General features: G+C 60.0%; 18 protein-coding genes. 17 read left to right on the top strand and 1 reads right to left on the bottom strand.

All coding sequences use genetic code 11. From position 1 onward, the window contains the following. Nucleotides 1-6 precede the first annotated feature (6 nt). From CWC48_RS00475 to CWC48_RS00415, 13 genes are all read left to right on the top strand, one after another. Nucleotides 7-732 carry an SDR family NAD(P)-dependent oxidoreductase gene (locus CWC48_RS00475; protein WP_078047756.1) on the top strand — a complete coding sequence of 242 codons (726 nt, stop codon included), beginning with the start codon at nt 7-9 and terminating at the stop codon, nt 730-732. Beyond that, entirely contained in the window at nt 729-1865 is a 1137-nt protein-coding gene (locus tag CWC48_RS00470) for a hypothetical protein (RefSeq protein WP_100491126.1), read from the top strand. Before CWC48_RS00475 ends, CWC48_RS00470 begins: the two co-directional genes overlap by 4 nt. Before the next feature lie 7 nt (nt 1866-1872). Further along, nucleotides 1873-2643 (top strand): bifunctional 2-polyprenyl-6-hydroxyphenol methylase/3-demethylubiquinol 3-O-methyltransferase UbiG, encoded by a 771-nt coding sequence (locus tag CWC48_RS00465; protein ID WP_078047758.1) that lies wholly within the window; start codon nt 1873-1875, stop codon nt 2641-2643. 9 nt (nt 2644-2652) lie between these two features. Then, on the top strand, nt 2653-3882 hold the full coding sequence (locus tag CWC48_RS00460) for a nitrate/nitrite transporter (RefSeq protein ID WP_100491125.1): 1230 nt from the start codon (nt 2653-2655) through the stop codon (nt 3880-3882). Next, nucleotides 3879-4493 carry an adenylyl-sulfate kinase gene (cysC, locus tag CWC48_RS00455; protein ID WP_078047760.1) on the top strand — a complete coding sequence of 205 codons (615 nt, stop codon included), beginning with the start codon at nt 3879-3881 and terminating at the stop codon, nt 4491-4493. The genes CWC48_RS00460 and cysC overlap by 4 nt, the downstream gene beginning before the upstream one ends. A gap of 96 nt (nt 4494-4589) precedes the next feature. After that, entirely contained in the window at nt 4590-5234 is a 645-nt protein-coding gene (locus tag CWC48_RS00450; RefSeq protein WP_100491124.1) for a CGNR zinc finger domain-containing protein, read from the top strand. Between the two features lie 90 nt (nt 5235-5324). Further along, nucleotides 5325-5825 carry a sigma-70 family RNA polymerase sigma factor gene (locus CWC48_RS00445; RefSeq protein ID WP_100491123.1) on the top strand — a complete coding sequence of 167 codons (501 nt, stop codon included), beginning with the start codon at nt 5325-5327 and terminating at the stop codon, nt 5823-5825. A gap of 26 nt (nt 5826-5851) precedes the next feature. Next, nucleotides 5852-6805, top strand: coding sequence for a FecR family protein (locus CWC48_RS00440; protein ID WP_100491122.1), 954 nt, complete (start codon nt 5852-5854; stop codon nt 6803-6805). Between the two features lie 97 nt (nt 6806-6902). Beyond that, the gene (locus tag CWC48_RS00435) at nt 6903-9308 is read left to right on the top strand and encodes a TonB-dependent receptor (RefSeq protein WP_100491121.1); all 2406 of its coding nucleotides are present in this window, start codon (nt 6903-6905) and stop codon (nt 9306-9308) included. A gap of 204 nt (nt 9309-9512) precedes the next feature. Continuing rightward, the gene (locus CWC48_RS30310; protein WP_177409463.1) at nt 9513-10499 is read left to right on the top strand and encodes a type III secretion effector protein; all 987 of its coding nucleotides are present in this window, start codon (nt 9513-9515) and stop codon (nt 10497-10499) included. A 462-nt stretch (nt 10500-10961) separates the two neighbouring features. Further along, nucleotides 10962-11135: a hypothetical protein gene (locus tag CWC48_RS30090; protein ID WP_157806791.1), complete on the top strand. Its 174-nt coding sequence runs from the start codon at nt 10962-10964 to the stop codon at nt 11133-11135. After that, a complete protein-coding gene (locus CWC48_RS00420; RefSeq protein WP_078047766.1) occupies nt 11132-11479 on the top strand; it encodes a hypothetical protein in 348 nt (115 codons plus the stop codon). Before CWC48_RS30090 ends, CWC48_RS00420 begins: the two co-directional genes overlap by 4 nt. Beyond that, nucleotides 11476-12042 carry a type III secretion effector protein gene (locus CWC48_RS00415; protein ID WP_250883761.1) on the top strand — a complete coding sequence of 189 codons (567 nt, stop codon included), beginning with the start codon at nt 11476-11478 and terminating at the stop codon, nt 12040-12042. The genes CWC48_RS00420 and CWC48_RS00415 overlap by 4 nt, the downstream gene beginning before the upstream one ends. A 3-nt stretch (nt 12043-12045) precedes the next feature. Here the strand turns inward: CWC48_RS00415 and CWC48_RS00410 are convergent, their stop codons facing one another. Continuing rightward, a complete protein-coding gene (locus CWC48_RS00410; RefSeq protein ID WP_078047767.1) occupies nt 12046-13197 on the bottom strand; it encodes an MFS transporter in 1152 nt (383 codons plus the stop codon). A 653-nt stretch (nt 13198-13850) separates the two neighbouring features. Here CWC48_RS00410 and CWC48_RS00405 point away from each other — a divergent pair. The 4 genes from CWC48_RS00405 (at nt 13851) to CWC48_RS00390 (ending at nt 18765) form a co-directional block, all read left to right on the top strand. Next, nucleotides 13851-14837: a diaminopimelate epimerase gene (locus tag CWC48_RS00405; protein ID WP_100491120.1), complete on the top strand. Its 987-nt coding sequence runs from the start codon at nt 13851-13853 to the stop codon at nt 14835-14837. 301 nt (nt 14838-15138) lie between these two features. Then, a complete protein-coding gene (locus tag CWC48_RS00400) occupies nt 15139-17157 on the top strand; it encodes a type VI secretion system tip protein VgrG (protein ID WP_100491119.1) in 2019 nt (672 codons plus the stop codon). Continuing rightward, nucleotides 17157-17993 (top strand): DUF4123 domain-containing protein, encoded by an 837-nt coding sequence (locus tag CWC48_RS00395; protein WP_100491118.1) that lies wholly within the window; start codon nt 17157-17159, stop codon nt 17991-17993. Before CWC48_RS00400 ends, CWC48_RS00395 begins: the two co-directional genes overlap by 1 nt. Continuing rightward, nucleotides 17986-18765, top strand: a complete 780-nt coding sequence (locus tag CWC48_RS00390) for a hypothetical protein (protein ID WP_100491117.1) — start codon at nt 17986-17988, stop codon at nt 18763-18765. Before CWC48_RS00395 ends, CWC48_RS00390 begins: the two co-directional genes overlap by 8 nt. Nucleotides 18766-18773: the final 8 nt, after the last annotated feature.

The raw sequence follows: 18773 nt of genomic DNA, 5'->3' as shown, positions 1-18773 counted from the left end.
TGTTGTATGAAGAAGCTGATTGTGACCGGGGCGGCCAACGGAATTGGTCGGGCAACTGTTGAAATGGCGATACAGCAGGGCTACTTCGTTATTGGTGCGGACAAGGATGCCGAGGGGCTTGAAGTGTTGCAGGGACTTTATGGCCCCGATGTATTCGACGCGCAGGTTGCCGACTTTTCCGATATGGCCGTTATCAAGGGTTTTATTCCGGCCCTGTATGAACGCCATGCGACTATTTACGGGTTAGTCAATAATGCCGGTATTTATCACGGCAAAAGTGTCTATGCCTATTCCGATGAGCAGATAGACGAGATCCTTACCGTCAACCTCAAGGCCCTGGTCTATCTCTCCAAGGACTTCGCCGAGCGGGAAATGCAGCACGAAGCCCCACGCAGCATCGTCAACATCGCTTCGGTGGCCGGTGAGGTGGGCAGCTGCGACGCCCTCTACGGTGCCACCAAGGCGGCGGTGATCGGCCTGACCAAGGCCAACGCCTGGAACTTCGCCCCGTTCGTGCGGGTGAACGTGGTGTCCCCGGCACTGATCCACGAAACCGCCATCTACGGCACCATCCCCGAATACCGCCGCGCCGAGTACGCCCGCCAGGAGGTCCTCAAGGACCCGATCCTGCCCAGTGGGGTGGCCGAGGTCATCTTGCTGCTGGTCGGCGATGCCATGCGTCACATCACCGGCCGGGTGATTCCGGTCGACAACGGAGCCTACCCACGGTGAGCCATTCCATGCGCAAGAAAAAGCTGCTGCTGGTGGGCGCCGGCAACCTGTGCCTGCAGATCCTCAAGATACTGGGGCCAAAAAACGCCTTCGAGTTTGTGGTGCTGGGCCGCAATGAAGAGGCGACGCTGCGGTTGTGTAACCTGGTGGCGCTGTCGTGTGCGCAGCTGGGGCAATTCATCGCGATCAAGCCGGTGATTGCCGACCTCACGGACATTGGCAAGGTCGCGCAGCTGCTGCGCGAAGAGGCGCCGGACATGCTGGTGAACTGCGCGTCGCTGCAGTCATGGCGGGTCATCACCGGGTTGCCCAAGCTGTCATTCGAAAAGCTCGACCAGGCCCAGTTCGGCCCCTGGCTGCCCATGCACCTGACGTTGATGCACTGCCTGATGCAAGCGGTAAAAGCCTCCGGCATCACGACGAAGACCGTCAATGCAGCGTTCCCGGATGCGGTCAATCCGATCCTGGCGCGCATCGGCCTGGCGCCGGACATCGGCGTGGGCAACGTGGCCAATCTGGTCCCGGCGGTGCGTCTGTCCATTGCCCGTCTGCTGGAATGTGCGCCCGCCGATGTGCAGGTGCAGCTTTATGCCCAGCATTACTTCAGCCACTACGTGCCGCGCGGTGGGCTACCTCCACGTGCCAGCTATCGCCTGTTGCACGAGGTGCGCGACCGACCGGACGTGGCGCGCCTGCCGGCCGAGGCGATTTTCTCAACGGTGAAGTCCGAGTACCGCCGCCTGGGCGGGGTGGACGGGCAGTTTCTCACCGCGTGTTCTGCGGTCACGGTCATCGAAGGGCTGTTCTCGCCCACGCCGGTGCTGGTGCATGCGCCGGGTCCTCTCGGGCTGCCGGGCGGGTACCCGGTGCGGCTTCACGATGGACGGATCGAGGTGCAGTTCTCCGAGGCCTGCCCCCAGGACGATGCGGTGCGCCTCAATACCATCTGCCAGAGCCAGGACGGCATCGACGAAATCCACTGCGATGGTTCGGTCACCTACAACCCGCAGTGCATGGCCGTCATGCAATCGATGCTGGGCTATGCCAAGCACACCATGTCCATCGAGCAGTCCGCCGAGTTTGCCCGCGAGTTGGCGAGCAAATACTTGTCCTTCAAAAATTCAACCTGGTAGGTGTGTGATGAATCAGATGTCGGGGCGCAAGCACAACGAAGTTGCCAGTTATGCCACGCAGTATTCGGCGGATTTTGTCGAGCGTTGGGATGAGTTGATTGATTGGGAAAAACGCAAGATAGGGGAGGACGGCTTCTTTGAACACTTGCTGCGACGTCACGGCGTGCAGTCGGTGATCGACGTTTCGACGGGCAGTGGCTTTCATGCTGTGCAGCTCAAGCAGGCGGGGTTTGATGTGGTCGCCACCGATGGCAGCAGCACCATGTTGACCAAGGCGCGGGCGAACTTTCGCAAACATGGCCTGGACATCCAGTCCCATTATCGGGACTGGCACTCACTGGACGCCCAGGAGCTTGGCCAGTTCGATGCGGTGGTGTGCCTGGGCAGTTCGCTGTGCCATGTGTTCGCCGCGCACGACCGGCTGCAGGTGCTGGCGAAATTCAGGGCCTTGCTCAAGCCGGGTGGCCTGCTGATTGTGGACCAGCGCAATTTCTTCGCCATCCGTGCCGGCAAATTCAAAGCCAGCGGCCATTACTACTACTGCGGTACGAACGCTTCGGTGAGCCTGGGACAGGTCGATGAGCACCTGTGTGAGTTCATCTATTCCTTCGATAACCAGGAGCAGTACAGGCTGCAGGTTTATCCGCTGTTGCCGGGGGAGTTGAAGGGAGAAGTACTCAAGTCCGGATTTACCGACCATGAGAGCTACGGTGATTTCGAACGTGACTACGACATGATGGATTGTGATTTCGTCATCCACACTGCGCGCGCCGAATAAGGAGGCTAGATGAGCACACTCGTACAGAGCAATGCCCGCCCACTGGACAGCGTCGTGCTGGCGATCGTCCTCACCGGGTTCGTGGCCAGTACCTATGGCTTCGGGGTTTACCTGTTCGCCAACCTGGTGGTGGACATGCGCCGCGACATCGGCTTCGACTACACCACGGTGGGCCTGATCACCGGCGGCGCGCAGATCGGCTTCCTGCTGTTTTCATCGGTCACCAGTGTCATCAGCCGATATTTCGAGGGCTGGAAAATCAGCCTGGTCTCCACCGTGATGACCTCCCTGGCGTTGCTGGGCCTGAGCATCAGTCACAGTATCTGGTTGTCGGGCGCTTTGTTGATCCTGCTCGGCGGCTGCTCCGCGTCGGTGTATATCCCATTGGCGGAGATCGTCACCAAGGGTTTCAGCCCGGGCAATCGCTCGCGGGTCATGGGGCTGATCTCCAGCGGCACCAGCTATGGCGTGTTCATCAATGGCTTGCTGGTGTCGTTCCTGACCTTGAATGGCGGCTGGCGCTCGATCTGGCTCACCGCCGGGCTGATCTCGGTAGCCCTGTGCGTGGTGGCCTGGTTTCTGTTGCGCAACCTGTCGGCAAGCCAGGACACCGGGTTCGCCGGGGAGCGCGCCAGCGCGTCGGACAGCCACCAACCGTGGCTCAGTCGCTCGTTGTACCTGACCTGGGTCATCGCTTTTCTCAATGGCATGGCGCTGCTGCCGTTCCAGACTTACCTGGCGCCGTTCCTTCGCGATGAATTGGGCGTGTCGGTACGGGATGCCGGCTTTGTGTGGACCACTATCGGTGCCGTGGGCATGGCGTCGGGGTTCCTGGTGGGATGGATTGCCGACAAGGTGGGCGTGCGGGCGTCGCTGGCGATGTGTTTCCTGAGCGCGGGGCTGGCCGCCACGCTGGTGTTCAGTTTCAACAGCCTTGCGCTGTTCTACCTGGCCGCGTTTTTGTTTGCGTTGGCGTTCTACCCCATCTTCGGGCTGGTCCCCAGTTACATCGGGCAGATCGTGCCGGTCAGCCGGCTGACCCAGGCCTTCGGCATTGCCAACGTGTTGATCGGCCTGGGTGGCGTGTGCGGCAACTTCCTGGGCGGTTTTTCCAAGGACCTGACCGGGTCGTTCTCGACGGTCTACTGGGTGGTTGCGCTGTTGCTGTTCGTGCAATGCGTGATGGTGTTCATGTTGGGTAAACAGCCTGTTCCAGTGAGGGAGGGTGAGCGGCCATGAGTTATTTTCCTGAGCGTCCAAACCAGAATCTGCACGCGTTTGCGTTCAGCCACCGGCGTGGCGAACACGCGCGGATACAGCACAAGCCGGCGGTGATCTGGATGACCGGCATCTCCGCGTCCGGCAAGTCGACCATCGCCGATGCGCTGGACCTCGCCCTGCAGGAACAGGGGCGGATCACCGCGATTATTGATGGCGACTCGGTACGTGGCGGGCTGTGCCGGGACCTGGGTTTTACCGACAGCGACCGTGACGAGAATATCCGGCGGGTCGCCGAGGTCGCGCGATTGATGCTGGAGGCGGGGCTGATCGTGATCGTGGCGCTGATCTCACCGTCGTCGGCCAGCCGCCACTACGCGCGCTCGATCATCGGCAATGAGTTTTTTGTCGAAGTGCACGTGGACGCGCCCTTGGCAACCGCCGAACAACGCGACCCCAAGGGCCTGTATAAAAAAGCCCGCGCGGGGTTGATCAAGAACTTCACTGGTATCGACTCCCGCTATGACGTGCCGGTGTTTCCGGAAGTGCACCTGAATACCCAGGCGCTTTCAGTGGAAGAGTCGGTCGCAACGATTCTTGACTGGGTGGCGCATAACGACGATCGCAACTAGCCGTCTGTCTTTGCGTCGTGGGGGCAGTGTTTGCAACGCGAAAAAACAAGGTAATCTGCGCCATCGCACGGAGAACGCGTTTTTTCAGGAGCAGGCATGACACATTTTACGGGCACTGCAAAATCGATCCGTCTGATTGGTGGGGCCCGGGTATTGGACTTTATCAATACCACCAACGGCCGTCGTCCCGGTACGGCGCTCAAGGTCATGGAAGAACGGCTCACCAGTTTTCAGTTCTTCTTTGAATGGGCGTTGCATGCCGCGCTGATCTCCCCCCGGGAGTTTGAAGACTATAAGCCGATGGTGTTTGAGCCATCGATGGCGTACCAGCCGAACCTTGACGCGATCATCGCGTTCAGGGAATGCCTGTACGCCGTTTTCTACCCGTTGTCGTTGCAAGGTGCTGCGCCCGATGGCGCCTTGCAACAGGTCAACGAGACTTTCCAGGAGGGCGTTGCCCGTCGGGTGCTGCGTTCTGTCGAAGGCAAGCCTGCCTGGGGGTGGATGCCCTGCACCACTACGCAAGAGCTGACGGCCATGGTACTGGGGCGCCTGGCGATAGAGGCCACGCAATTACTGGTATCCGGTGATCTGCACGCGTTGCGCAGTTGTGGCGCCACGGACTGCGATTGGGTGTTCCTCGACATCTCCAAGAATAAACAGCGCAAGTGGTGCCAGATGAGCGTGTGTGGCAGCCGGGAGAAGCTCAGCCGTCTCAAGCAGGTGGCGAGCCCGCAATAGATTCAACGCGGTGCGCGTACGACGGGTAGCAATTGCTCCACTTAATAGGAAGCATTACTATTCACGCCCCGCCTCCCCAGTGCTCCCGCGATGATCCCTCAGCCGCCCCGCAGAACAGGCTTTTTCGAACACTACGAAGAGTTGATCGGGACCTGGACGCGCCGCCTGAGAAACCGTCAGCAGGCCGAAGACCTGGCTCACGACACCTTTGTGCGGGTGCTGGAGTCAACCTCCTCTGAAGTAGAGCAACCGCGTGCCTATCTGCATCAAACGGCGCGTAATATCGCAGTGGACGCTTATCGACGCGAAGACCGTCGGGAAGCGATCACGCTGGAAGCCTTTGATCAGAGTTCGCCCCACAGTGGCGACCCGGAGCACTTCATGCACGCGATCCAGTTGGCGGACTCTATCGAGCGGGCCCTGGCCGAACTGCCACTCAACTGCCGCAAGATTTTCATCTGGCAGAAAATCGAGGGCCTGACCCAGCAGGAAATCGCCGCACGCCTGGGGCTGTCTAAAAACATGGTGGAAAAGTATATGATCCGCACCCTGCGGCATCTGCGCGACCGCCTGGACGCGATGGCGCCATGACCGCCCGCCATGAAACAGGACCTTCCATGATGGATAACCGTGCCCGAGACGAAGCCGCGCAATGGTTTGTGCGCCTGCAAGACGCCGAGTTGAGCGTTGCCGAGCGCCAGCGCTTCGACGCATGGCGCCTTGAGCATGCCGACCATCAATATGAGTTCGACGTGCTGCAAGGCCTGTGGAGTGCCACCGACCTGCTGCCCAAGGCGCGCCTGCAGGCACTGTGTGAAGCGCCGGTAGAGCGCCCCAGACGTCGGGCTGTGTTGCGTTATGCAGTGGCTGCCAGCGTGGTGGCCATTGCCCTGGGGCTGGGCCTGTTCAGCGGGCTTGATCATCCCAAGCCCTACAGTGCCGAGTTCAGCACGCGCCTGGGCGAGCATCGCCAGGTGGCATTGCCCGATGGCTCGGTGATGGACCTCAACAGCCGCAGCATTGTCGCGGTGCACTTTGAAAAAGGCCGGCGCGGCGTGGAGCTCAAGCAGGGCGAAGCGATGTTCAGTGTCGAGCACGACACCAGCCGGCCTTTTGTCGTGGCCGCCGGGGCAGGGCAGGTGACAGTCACCGGCACGCGGTTCGATGTGCGTCGTGATGACGACCAGACCCGCGTCATGGTCGAGGCCGGTACCGTGAAGGTGCAAGGCCGTTCCCCGGACAAAGTGGTGACGCTCACCGCAGGCCTTGGGACCCATGTCGACAACAAGGGCCTGGTGGCGGCGGCCTACGGTGTGAACACCGAAGAGTTGACCGCCTGGCGCACGGGCAAGCTGGTCTTCAACAACGCATCGTTGGGCGAAGTGGCCCGGGAAGTCTCGCGGTATCGCGAGCAACCGCTGCGGGTCAGCACGCCGACGGTGGGCAACCTGCGCCTGACCAGCGTGTTCAAGGCCAACGATACCGATGCCTTGCTCAAGGCGTTGCCGCACATCCTGCCGGTCGCCGTGCGCACCTTGCCGGACGGCAGCCAGGAAATAATTTCACGCTGACATTCAGGTTTTTTTCGAGTTCTTCGTCTTCTCCTGCAACTGCAACTGGTTTGCATTAACAGCCGCATACTTTTGCGATCACAGGACTAGGTTCGACGTGAAAAAACTTGCCGTTAACAACAATAAAATTTCCCGCTGGGCGCCGCTCGCCCTGGCGCTTGCGGTGAGTGCCGCGCTGCCCGTGGCCTACGCCGCCGAGGCCATTCACATCCAGGCCCAGCCTTTGGGCGCGGCCCTCAGTCAATTGGGCCAGCAGACTTCCCTGCAAGTGTTCTTCAGCCCTGACATGGTCGCCGGCAAGCAAGCCCCTGCGGTAGACGGCAACCTTTCGCCAGAACAAGCTCTGCGCCAGTTGCTGCAAGGCAGTGGCCTGGACTACCAGATCGATGCCGGTTCCGTGACCCTGCGCCCGCTGAGCGGCGGCACCGGTGAAGCCGGCTCGCCCCTGGAACTGGGCGCCACCGACATCAAGGTTGTCGGCGACTGGCTCGGCGATGCCAACGCTGAAGTGGTGCAGAACCACCCCGGCGCGCGCACGGTGATCCGTCGCGAAGCCATGGTGGAGCAGGGCGCAATGAACGTCGGTGATGTGCTCCGGCGTGTGCCGGGTGTGCAAGTGCAGGAATCCAACGGTACGGGCGGCAGCGATATTTCCCTCAACGTCGGCGTACGTGGCCTGACGTCGCGCTTGTCGCCACGCTCCACCGTGCTGATCGATGGCGTACCGGCGGCGTTTGCGCCCTATGGACAACCACAATTGTCGATGGCACCGATTTCCGCCGGTAACCTGGACAGCATCGACGTGGTACGCGGTGCCGGTTCCGTGCGTTATGGGCCACAAAACGTCGGTGGTGTGATCAACTTCGTGACCCGCGCCATCCCCGAGAAATTCTCCGGCGAAGTCGGCACGACCCTGCAAACCTCCGCCCACGGTGGCTGGAAGCACGTCGATAACGCCTTTATCGGCGGCACCGCCGACAACGGCATCGGCGCTGCCTTGCTGTACTCCGGCGTCAACGGCAACGGTTACCGCAACAGCAACAACTCCAACGACATCGACGACGTGATCTTCAAGACCCACTGGGCACCGACCGACCAAGACGACTTCTCGCTGAACTTCCACTACTACGACGCCAGCGCCGACATGCCCGGTGGCCTGACCCAGAAGCAGTTCGACGCCAACCCGTACCAATCGGTGCGTGACTGGGACAACTTCAGCGGGCGCCGCAAGGACGTGTCCTTCAAGTACATCCGCCAGATCGACGACCGCACACAGGCCGAAGTGCTGACCTACTACTCCGACAGTTTCCGTGGCAGTAACATCGCCAACCGTGACCTCAAGACGATCGGCTCTTACCCGCGCACCTACTACACCTTTGGCATCGAGCCGCGGGTGTCCCATGTGTTCGACGTGGGCCCGAGTACCCAGGAAGTCAGCCTGGGCTATCGCTACCTCAAGGAAGGCATGCATGAGCAGGCCACCAGCCTGAACCTGGTCAACAATGTGCCGACCCCGGGTGGGCAGAGCGATGGTCACGTCTACCAGGACCGCACCGGGGGGACCGAGGCCAACGCGTTCTATATCGATAACAAAGTCGATATCGGCAAGTGGACCATTACGCCCGGTATCCGTTTCGAGGACATTCGTACAGAATGGCACGACCGCCCGGTGGTTGCCTTGAACGGCACGCGCACCCAGGAAAAACGCCGCGAAATCCACAACAACGAACCGCTGCCGGCCCTGAGCGTGATGTATCACGTTTCTGATGCCTGGAAACTGTTCGCCAATTACGAAACCTCGTTTGGCAGCCTGCAATACTTCCAGTTGGGCCAGGGCGGCACAGGCGACCAGACCGCCAATGGCCTGAACCCGGAAAAAGCCAAGACCTACGAGGTGGGGACGCGCTACAACGACAATGTCTGGGGCGGTGAGCTGACGTTCTTCTACATCGACTTCTCGGATGAACTGCAATACGTCAGCAATGACGTGGGCTGGACCAACCTCGGCGCGACCAAGCACACCGGTATCGAAGCCTCGGCCCACTACGACCTGTCGAACCTGGACCCACGCCTGGATGGCCTGACCGCCAACGCCGGCTTCACCTACACCAAGGCCACCTCCGAAGGCGACGTGCCGTTCAAGGGCCGCGACCTGCCGCTGTATTCCCGTGAAGTCGCCACCCTCGGGCTGCGTTACGACGTTAACCGCTGGACCCATAACCTGGATGTGTACGCCCAGTCCGGCCAGCGTGCGCCCGGCACCACGAGTACCTACATCACCCGAGGCACCGCCGATGGCCAATTTGGCGATATCCCTGGCTACGTCTCGGTCAACGTGCGCAGCGGCTATGACTTTGGCGAGCAGTTGTCCAACCTGAAACTGGGTGTCGGCGTGAAAAACGTTTTCGATCAACAGCACTACACCCGTTCCAGCGACAACAATGCCGGGCTGTACCTCGGCGAGCCACGTACGTTCTTCGTGCAGGCCAGCGTCGGGTTCTGATCCACGCCACGGTGTCAGGAAAAGTCGCAGCCCCCTTCAGGGCTGCGATTTTTTTTGCCCGTTTCCTACACCTCTACAGCGCGTTCGGCGGTCTGCTCCGGAACTGATTCCGACGCAAGCCCCACACAGGGGCATACCTGATGGGCTTCGACGCTACGTTGGCGCCTCAGTCTGAAGGTCACGCTCACTGTATTGGAGAAACTCATGTCGATATCGACCCACGATGCATCCGTACCTGCTTCAACCACGCCCAACCGAGCGTTGGCAGACGACAAGCCTTTGGTCAAACCCGACGGCCCGGCGCCTGCTGGGCTTTCCTTCAAGGACCATGCCACCGTAACTGTCAGTTTTCACTCCCATGAGAAAAAGTCCGGGCCCGTGTTTAGTGATCCTCATGCAGCCGTGGAACGTCAAATGCCGGGTCAGAACAAGGTGTCCATGCTGCACAGTTTCCTGAATGGTCTCAAAGACTGGATAACCAGTTTGTTTAGTGGTTTCCGGCCACCGATGCACCCAGGGTGTGGTAGTAAACCGCCACCCAGGCCGAATCCTAGTGAGAGCAGCCCACCACCGCGACCTACTCCCACGGTCGGCAGGCCGTTCCCGACCCCGCCAGGCGGCGTTGACACCCAGTACTCCTTGAAGAACAACGAACAGTTGGCGCAGCAGTTGCTGGACAACTTCAGGGCCTTTCGGGACCCCAAGAACCCAGGTTATATCAGCGCTGACAGTATTCATGAGATGGCGAATAAAAAGTGCTCCAGTGATCCCGTCATGAACGAGAACATTCGCCTGGCCAAGGAAATGCTGCGACGTCCGGAGCTGATGAATGCCATCGACCGTCACAGCTCCACCGGTGCACTGGATGGTTTGATCGACCGAGAAAATCTGCGCCTGGTCATCAACGGGGACAACTATTTCAAATACCACAGCGACAAAGACGTGGTCCAAGAGCTGCTCGAGCATTTCAAAGAATTGCGGGGCAGCCAGTGGGACCTGTCCCTGCAGGTCAACGACCTCAAACAGTTGGCTGCCAGCACGCTGACGGGGGATTCTGGGAAGGACCATCTGATCCAGTTGGCGCAGGAAATGCTCAAGCGCAGCGATTTAGTAACGAAATTGGACAACCTCGCGAGTCAAGACCGTGATGGCCGAATCAGTCTCCTGGCGCTTTTACTGGCGTCTCGCTGATCACTGTTCAGGCGCCGTAACCTGCTATGGCGCCACCTCCATTGCATGCAAACGGTGTGCGTCAATGTGCCACTTTCCTCCCAGCCAGCAGCTTTGATCACAACGGTCACTCTTCAGACAAAGCGTGAGAGCTAACCAATGACTTCAACCTCCTTCAAGTGCCCGCACCTTGGCGGCCAGGCGTTCAAAAGCAATAGCCATGAGCCGGCTCCTCCGGCAGCAGGGCGGGGCGTCGCTATGCAGGATTCGCAGGAGAATCCGTATACACATGACGTCGAAACCCGCCGAATGAAGGCCTTCGCTGGCCAGAGCACATTCCAGACACCGGTCGCCGATGACTTTTCCCGTAGCTTGGTCGAGTCTGGACTGTACCCGGTGGATGATTCCAAAGCGCTAGGGCGCGCCGGGGTCTTCGACGGCTTGAAGACCTGGTTGCGTCGACAGCGGTGGAATTGATTCCGGATGGCGGCATCGATTTACATGCTGTCATGGGTAATTACCGATCTGACGGAACTGCCCTATTTATCCAGCCACACATCAGGTACCCGTTTGCCTGGAATTCATTCGATGATTTCGGCGATTGCGGTGGCATTCACCGGACCGGTGTGTTTTGAAAAAGTTGGAGAAAATGAATGACTATCGAGGGTGTATCAAGACTCGGCCCGCCGGCCCTGGATTTCGCAACTGAGCGATCAACTACGCCACAACCGACCGCCCAGCCTAACACCTGGAATGAGGTCTATGCTGCGCAGGCAGACGTGACGCACAGGCCACGGATGTCGCGAATGGCGCAACCCGGGCTGAGTCACTTGAAGCTGCAGAATGCGCCCACGGCACGCCCGAGCATTAGCGAACCCGATGCAACATGGTCCGATGGTGAGTTGGTGGATGCGTTGAAAAGAGACTACGGTTCGCTGCATGCGTATCTGAAAGAGGGGCGATTGACGTACTCGGTATTGCGTCGGGTGGCCGCTGAATGATGGGGAAAAGCGAAGAGCTGAATAGAGTCGTCAGCGTCGTCCGCGAAATGCTCAAGCGTCCAGCACTGATTGACGCGATCATGAACCGCGACGGTGATATCACGCGAGACAGCCTCAGGGCCGCCGCCGCTGCGTTAACGGGCAACAGCTCGCCAAGCGAATTCAGCCAGGACCCCTTCCATGCCCAAGACAACGACTGTGTCGTCCAAGCTTTGCAAAAGCTGTTTGAGCAACTGAGGGATCCGACCAAGGACCGCACATTCCTTTTCGAACCGTACCAGTACCTCGCCATTGAAACGCTCATGAAGGTCATGCAGGACCCCTACGAGGTTGATCGCAAAGGCGCACCTGTACTGGAACTGTCTACCGGCATGCCCAAGCCCAAGTACAGCGAACTCTGCGTCTACACAGCGAAGAACATCATCGAGCGGCCGGGACTGCTGACCTCATTGGAGCGTGTCAACAGCCCGCGATTGTTCGGTCCGCCTCATTACGAAGGCTACCTCAGTAACAAGAGCCTTGAACTCTGGCGGGAGCGGTACAGGGCTCGCAAAGCACGCTGACGTTCACACCCTGAGGATTTTGCCGCTGATGGCCACCGCCGCCAGCAGCACAGCGATCAGCACAAAGGCGGTGCTCAGGCTGCTGCCATGGGCGATAAAGCCAATCAAGGCGGGGCCAGCAAGAATGCCGGCGTAACCCAAGGTGGTGATGGCTGGCACCGCAATGTGTTCCGGCATGACAGTTTGCTTGCCGACGGCGGTGTACAGCACCGGTACGATATTCGAACAGCCGGCGCCGACCAGCGCATAGCCGAGCAGCGCGGTTTCCCACGCAGGAAACAAGGTTGCCAGCAACATGCCTGCGGTGGCCAACGCACCACCTATCACGATGACGCGCGTGGCACCCAGGCGCCGCACAATGGCATCGCCGGTCAAGCGTCCCGCGGTCATGGTCAGGGCGAATGCTGCATAACCCAGGCCTGCATAAGCTTCATCCAGGCCGCGCTCGGCACTGAGGAACACGGCGCTCCAGTCGAGCACCGCCCCTTCGGCCAGAAACACGATAAAGCACAGGCAACCGATAAACAGCACCACACCGTGGGGCACGGCAAACGCCGGGCCAGAGCTTTCACTGCCATACGGCAACAGGTGCGGTGCAGCCTTGAGCAGCGCCGCCAGCGTGATGACGATCACCACCAGGGTCGCCTGCAGTGGCGACAAGCCCAGGCCCAGCAAGCCCGAGACGCCCGCCGCCCCGACAATCCCCCCGAGGCTGAACAGCCCGTGAAATCCCGACATCATGGTTTTACCGCTGGCGCGTTCAACGATTACTGCCTGCAGGTTGACTGTGGAATCCACCGTTCCCAGGCCGGCGCCAAACAGGAACAAGCCGGCCATCAGTAAGGGAATCGAACTGACCGTCGCCAGTATCGGCAATGCCAGGCAGATCATGATTGTCCCGGCGCTCAATACGCGTCGGCAGCCGAAACGCGAAGCCAATGCACCTGCTGCGGGCATGGCGATGATCGAACCGACGCCAAGGCACAGCAGCAACAGGCCCAGCGTGCCTTCACTCAGCCCGGCACGGGCCTTGGCATAGGGCACCAACGGCGCCCAAGCCGCGATGCCGAACCCGGCAATGAAAAAAGCGATACGGGTCGACATTTGCTCCAGCCGCCCGGGAACCACGGGCGCTGAGGTGGGGATGGCAGTCATGAAAAATCCTTGGTTTTGCGTTCAACGAACGATGTCCGGCGCGACATCCTTGCACATCAGGCCTTGGTGTGCGAGCCGGGTTCCCTTGGGATTCCGGCTGCCCTTAATTTTATTTTTACAACGTGGAACGCCAGGGCGGTTTGCGGCCACATAGGCAGTACCAAGTTGTAGGAGGCGGTCTGGAAGGTGCGTAATCCCAGCGGGAGCGTTTGAACCCCAGGGTTCTCGCGGTGGATTACCACCTTCCAGGCCGCTTCTGAAACCGCGTCAGTCAGGCATCGGTCTATAGGCGGTGACCTCAACGACTTGGGTGTTTGCCACCCGTACCAGCAGCATCCCTTGGGGATTGGTTTCTGTGCCCTTGTAACTCTCCAGTTGTTCACCTCCACCGGGTACCAGCCCGATGAATGTCTTGCGCCCTCTTCGTACAGCACTTCAACAGGCGCTTTTTGAAACGAGAGTCTTCATGGTTGCATCCTCCAACGTGAGAGGACGGCGTTTGCTCGACCGCACACGGACTTCGGCCTGATGAAAACGTCCATCCAGGGGAACTGAGAGTGTAGTGTTGCGTAGGATGTGTGGTGCCGAAATCCCATACAGTCGAAGACCCTTTTTTGATTTCGATCATCAACGCATTGTCTGGTGGATGACTCATGACCCTCTTCTACGACGCCCGCGGCAATATCTATGGCGTGGTCAGCCCGACCTCTTTGAGAGACAAGGGCATTGATATACCCGAGCGCGCTGACTTGGCTGCGGGCACTCGCAACCATTGGACAGCATCGGCCATTGCCTCTGAATGTGAGTGGGACTCTGCATCACGCCCGGCCGGTGGCAAGGCTCACCGCTGTGATGGCCTGCTGGTCGGGCCGTTCCAGGCCGAGCCACCGTTCGACCTGCTGATCGTCAACACCGACGGCTCCCTGGCCGAGCGCAGTGGCAATGGCTTGACGATTTTCGCCCAAGCCCTCACCGATCAGGGCCTGATGGACGCGGCCTGTGAGTTGCGGGTCCATCACGACCAAACGGATACGCTATCGCCAGTTGCCACGCGGGTGGAGCCCGCCGTTCGTGAACGGGTCGCGGGGTTCTGGCTGGAGCTGGGTGCGCCGGCGTTTGGTCCGACGGCGGTGGGTGCGCAGGCGGTTGGCCAGGTGTTTCTGGACCGGGCCGAACTGAGCCATGTCAGTGCGCTGGCGGCGATCAACCCTCAGTGGGCGACCAGTCAATTTGTTCGGGTAGGTAATCCGCACTGTGTGACGTTGGTCCAGCAACTATCAGCGTTGCCAGACAACGCCCAGATGCTGCAGCCAGCGCTGTTCGACCCCTTGAAGGCGATCGCCTTTGCGCCCCCGGTCGGTGGCGGCCAGCCATGTGCCGCGGGAGTCAACTTGCAATGGGCGGCGCGCCAGCCCGGCAACCGCGTCATTGCACGGGTGTTCGAGCGCGGAGAGGGGCCCACGGCGTCTTCCGGAACCAGCGCCAGTGCGGTGGCATGCGCGGCCTGGCGTGCGGGCTGGGTCGAGCGCGGTGAAGTCGCGGTGGTGATGCCGGGTGGCATTGCGCCGGTACGCTTGCACACTCAGGGCGATACGGTGCTGAGCGTCAGCCTGTTCGGTACTGCACGGTTGCAAGCATAAGCCTGTTGAACAGTTGACGCCGTGATTGGGTGTCAGCTGTTTCTCTTTTAGTTAGTTGCTCTTGCGAACGTTAATGTAGGGCATTTCTTGTTATTAAGAAGTGGCACATTGACTCGTTTTATTATTTTGTAAAAGACACTTCCAACTTTGCTGTACGAAACTTCTTTTTTATTTTAAAGCGGTCGATTTCCGCCCGTAATCGCTAAGCTTTGAAGCGTTGAGGCGCTTTTTCTCGGTGACGTGTTCTTTAACGAGAAAGAGTAATCCAGGGTGATCATTCATTAGCGGCGGGTAACAAAGGATGGTTAACGCGTTTGTTTCGTCACGTTTCAAACTGACACTTACAAGTATCAACATTGACTTCCAAGTGCTGGCATTCAAAGGCAGCGAGTTCCTTGACCAGCCGTTTTCCATGCGGGTGCAGGTGGTGAGTGAAGACCCTGCCCTTGACCTGCAAGCGTTGCTCCACCAACCCGCGTACCTGGACTTCGGTGAGGCGAATGGCGGCCTGCATGGACAGGTTTACGCCATCGGCCGCGATGGCCCCGGCCGGCGTGTCACGCGCTATCACCTGACCTTGGCGCCCCGCCTGGCTTGCCTTGCACACCGACGCGACCAGCGAATCTTCCAGCAGCGCAGCGTGCCACAGATCATCGCGGCAGTCCTTGAGCAACACGGCATCCTGGCAGACGCCTACGTGTTCGAGTTGGGCCCCGTGGTTTACCCGCCGCGCACATTCTGTGTGCAGTACGCGGAAAGCGACCTGCACTTTATCCAGCGGCTGTGTGAAGAGGAGGGCATTCACTACCATTTTCGTCACAGCGCGAACGCCCACTTGTTGGTATTCGGTGACGACCAGACGGTGTTTCACCGCTTGCCCGTGCAGCGCTATTGCACTGCGGGCGGGCCACCGGCCGATACCCAGGTTATCCAGCGTTTCGATGTGCGACTGGGCACACGCAGCCAGATGACGGTGCGCCGCGACCATGACTTCGAACACCCTTCGTTGCGCCTGCAGGACGCCGCCGGCTCTGATACTGCGCAAGTGCTTGAGGACTATCGCTACCCTGCAGGCTTCACCACTCATTCGCGGGGCAAGCGATTGGCGCGGCGGGGGTTGGAACGTCACCAGCGCGACCGTCTTCGGGCACTGGGCAGGAGTGATCAACCCGCGCTGCGCAGTGGGCATTTCCTTGAATTGCGCGATCACCCCGATCCGTCCTGCAACGACTTGTGGCTCATCACGTCGGTGCGTCACGAGGGCTATCAGCCGCAAGTGCTGGAAGAGGCAACACCGGCGACCGATGCAGGCCTTAAGTACCGCAATCGCTTTACCGCGACGCCTTGGCAAGCGGTGCATCGACCGCCCCTCAAGCACCCCAAGCCGACTATCAATGGCAGTCAGACTGCAACCGTCACCGGGCCGCCGGGTGAGGACGTGCATTGTGACGCCTATGGCCGGGTGAAGGTGCGTTTCCACTGGGACCGCCTGGACAAGGCGGATGATAAAAGCAGTTGCTGGGTTCGGGTTGCATCCGGATGGGCCGGCGATGGGTTCGGCGCAATGATGATCCCGAGAGTGGGCATGGAAGTGCTGGTGACCTTCCTGGAAGGCGACCCGGACCGGCCGTTGATCAACGGCTGCCTGCCGAATGCGTCGCACAGGCCCGCCTATGCCTTGCCACAACACAAGACCCGCAGTGTCCTGCGCAGCCGCAGCACCCTCGGCGGCGCAGGGGGCAACGAGCTGTACCTGGAAGACCGCCGTGGCGAGGAGCTGATTCACCTGCGTGCGCAACGGGACCTGGAGCAGCAGGTTGGTCATGACAGCCGCTTGGAAGTGGCGGGTGAGCGGCGGGAAGTCATCCAGGGGATGAGCACGACGCACCTGGGCAGCGAAGAACATCGCGAGGTCGGCGGTAATCGTCGCGTCGTACTCAAAGCGAGCGACCACCTCGACGTACAAGACGACAGCCGGACGCGCGTTGGCGGGACCCTGTTCGTCGAGGCGGGGCAGCAGCTTCACCTCAAGTCCGGTGCCAGCCTGGTGATCGACGCCGGGGCGCAACTAAGCCTCAAGGCGGGTGGCGAGCACCTCGTCATCCAGGCGGGCGGCATTTTCAGCAGTCGTCCCATCACCCTGGGTGGTTCGCCGGCCATCGCCCAAATGGCGAACGCCTCCGTGCCGGCTGACTGGCCAAAGATCTCCACGGTGCAGGTCACCATCATGAACCTGGCCAGGCGGCTGGGCGCCGATTACTGCGCGGTATGCGAGCGCTGCCGCGAAGGCCTGTGTGACCTGCCAGGGAGGGCCGCGTGATGCCGAACATGCCAGGCCAATGGATGGACCAACAGCAACAGGCAGGGCAGCGACTGTGCCTGATCCTTGAGGGGCAAAATGTTGCGCGTCAGTCGCTGCTGGCGGTACGCGACTTGCCAGCGTATTGCAGCCTTTATGCCGAGACCGCCGTGGCGGAGTTACAAGCACAAGGCCCGGTGATCCTGTTGCTGGAACAGATCAATGAGCCCGAATTACTCGGCCTTCTGCAACAGCCCGAGACGAATTGGGGATGGCTGGGCAGTCTGCCCAACGAGGACCTGGCGGCCGTGACTCGACACTGGCGTGACAGGCTGCTGGTGGGCTCGGAAGGCGCCAAGTCGATGTACCGTTTTCACGACAACCGCACCCTGGCGCGTGCGCTGGTCCACCTGGATCCGGAGCACTGGCCGGCCTTTCTCGGACCATTGATCAGCGTGTGCTACTGGCACGAGGGCCGCTGGCGCACGGCTGACAATCCAGCTCCCGGCGAGTACCCGGTGCCGGCCCCCGCGCCCTGGCTGGACACGCCCAACCCCAACGCAGCGGCCATTCTGCACGCCAATATCCTGCGTTACCTGTTGACCGAGCACAGCGAAGACCTGGTCGCGCTGGCGGAGTTTCAGGATCCAAGGATCTGGCTGGTGCAGGTACTTGAGCAGGCCCGCGCCTGGCAATGGCGGGGGCCGGAACAGCTGGAGTTTCTGGTGGTTAGACGGTTGGAAGAGGCCACGCGCAGCACTGTCATTCGGTGGCAGCCATTGGTGGGGGAAGCACCAGGCGACCACTATGAACGGGTGGTAGCGCAGTGGACATCAATGAGGGGAAAGGATGAGTAGGCGAAGGTGGGGTGTGTGGATTGCATTGGGGTTGGTGGGGCTGACGGGGTGCGCGAGGACGCCAGTTGAGCGGTTTACATTGGAGGTGGATTTGCCGGCGGAATTTCGCTTCATCGGTGGCGCCAACTATGGGCCCGCGACGGGGGAAACCTGCACGTTGCCTAGGCGTCGAGGTAAGCGACCCGAGAGGAAGATCTTTATTGCGCGTTACAAACCGGTGGCTGAGCGCGTGAGTTTTGAGCTACCGCTGAGTGAGGTCATTGAAGGGTGCCCTACGGTTTTGCGCAGTGTGGATTTTGATATTTATGCGAAGTGGGGAAAGAGAGATACGGATGTCGGTGGGTACATTGCTGGCTTCTCAATTAGAGATCCCTCGAATGCAGATATACCAGGGATGCCCGAAAGCGGTGTTCAGGAATTGCATAAGCAATGTCAGTGGTTGTTTCGGACGGTGGGGAAACAACACGCGATCGTCAAGGTTCTTACATGCAAGGCCTTTGAGTTAATCCGCCAGCCATCTGGACAGCGGTCAGGCTTAGTGGTGCAAAGGGATCAGTTGCCGGGAAAAACACTCAGGTTGGCGCTGACTTTAATTGACGAGGAAGAACCGTATTTTGACGGTAGCTGGGTGGAGGTTCCCGGCGGATGGAAGCGTTGTAAGGGTCAAAGTTTCGAGGATCTAGACGCCTTTTGCAACGGAAATACCACTGACTTCAAGCCTATAAAAATGCCGGATGGCCGTATTTGTGACGTCTACCCATCTTGCCGTTAACAAGGAGC

The organism is Pseudomonas sp. S10E 269, assembly GCF_002798465.1.
GTDB lineage: Bacteria > Pseudomonadota > Gammaproteobacteria > Pseudomonadales > Pseudomonadaceae > Aquipseudomonas > Aquipseudomonas pergaminensis.
The sequence above is the reverse complement of the archived record's forward strand: the minus strand, read 5'-3'. Positions and strand labels throughout refer to the sequence as shown.

Coding starts and splice junctions, on each gene's coding strand:
- CWC48_RS00475 (WP_078047756.1), top strand. CDS start 7: ATGAAGAAGCTGATTGTGACCGGGGCGGCCAACGGAATTGGTCGGGCA.
- CWC48_RS00465 (WP_078047758.1), top strand. CDS start 1,873: ATGAATCAGATGTCGGGGCGCAAGCACAACGAAGTTGCCAGTTATGCC.
- CWC48_RS00460 (WP_100491125.1), top strand. CDS start 2,653: ATGAGCACACTCGTACAGAGCAATGCCCGCCCACTGGACAGCGTCGTG.
- cysC (WP_078047760.1), top strand. CDS start 3,879: ATGAGTTATTTTCCTGAGCGTCCAAACCAGAATCTGCACGCGTTTGCG.
- CWC48_RS00450 (WP_100491124.1), top strand. CDS start 4,590: ATGACACATTTTACGGGCACTGCAAAATCGATCCGTCTGATTGGTGGG.
- CWC48_RS00445 (WP_100491123.1), top strand. CDS start 5,325: ATGATCCCTCAGCCGCCCCGCAGAACAGGCTTTTTCGAACACTACGAA.
- CWC48_RS00440 (WP_100491122.1), top strand. CDS start 5,852: ATGATGGATAACCGTGCCCGAGACGAAGCCGCGCAATGGTTTGTGCGC.
- CWC48_RS30310 (WP_177409463.1), top strand. CDS start 9,513: ATGTCGATATCGACCCACGATGCATCCGTACCTGCTTCAACCACGCCC.
- CWC48_RS30090 (WP_157806791.1), top strand. CDS start 10,962: ATGGCGGCATCGATTTACATGCTGTCATGGGTAATTACCGATCTGACG.
- CWC48_RS00420 (WP_078047766.1), top strand. CDS start 11,132: ATGACTATCGAGGGTGTATCAAGACTCGGCCCGCCGGCCCTGGATTTC.
- CWC48_RS00415 (WP_250883761.1), top strand. CDS start 11,476: ATGATGGGGAAAAGCGAAGAGCTGAATAGAGTCGTCAGCGTCGTCCGC.
- CWC48_RS00410 (WP_078047767.1), bottom strand. CDS start 13,197: ATGACTGCCATCCCCACCTCAGCGCCCGTGGTTCCCGGGCGGCTGGAG.
- CWC48_RS00405 (WP_100491120.1), top strand. CDS start 13,851: ATGACCCTCTTCTACGACGCCCGCGGCAATATCTATGGCGTGGTCAGC.
- CWC48_RS00400 (WP_100491119.1), top strand. CDS start 15,139: ATGGTTAACGCGTTTGTTTCGTCACGTTTCAAACTGACACTTACAAGT.
- CWC48_RS00395 (WP_100491118.1), top strand. CDS start 17,157: ATGCCGAACATGCCAGGCCAATGGATGGACCAACAGCAACAGGCAGGG.
- CWC48_RS00390 (WP_100491117.1), top strand. CDS start 17,986: ATGAGTAGGCGAAGGTGGGGTGTGTGGATTGCATTGGGGTTGGTGGGG.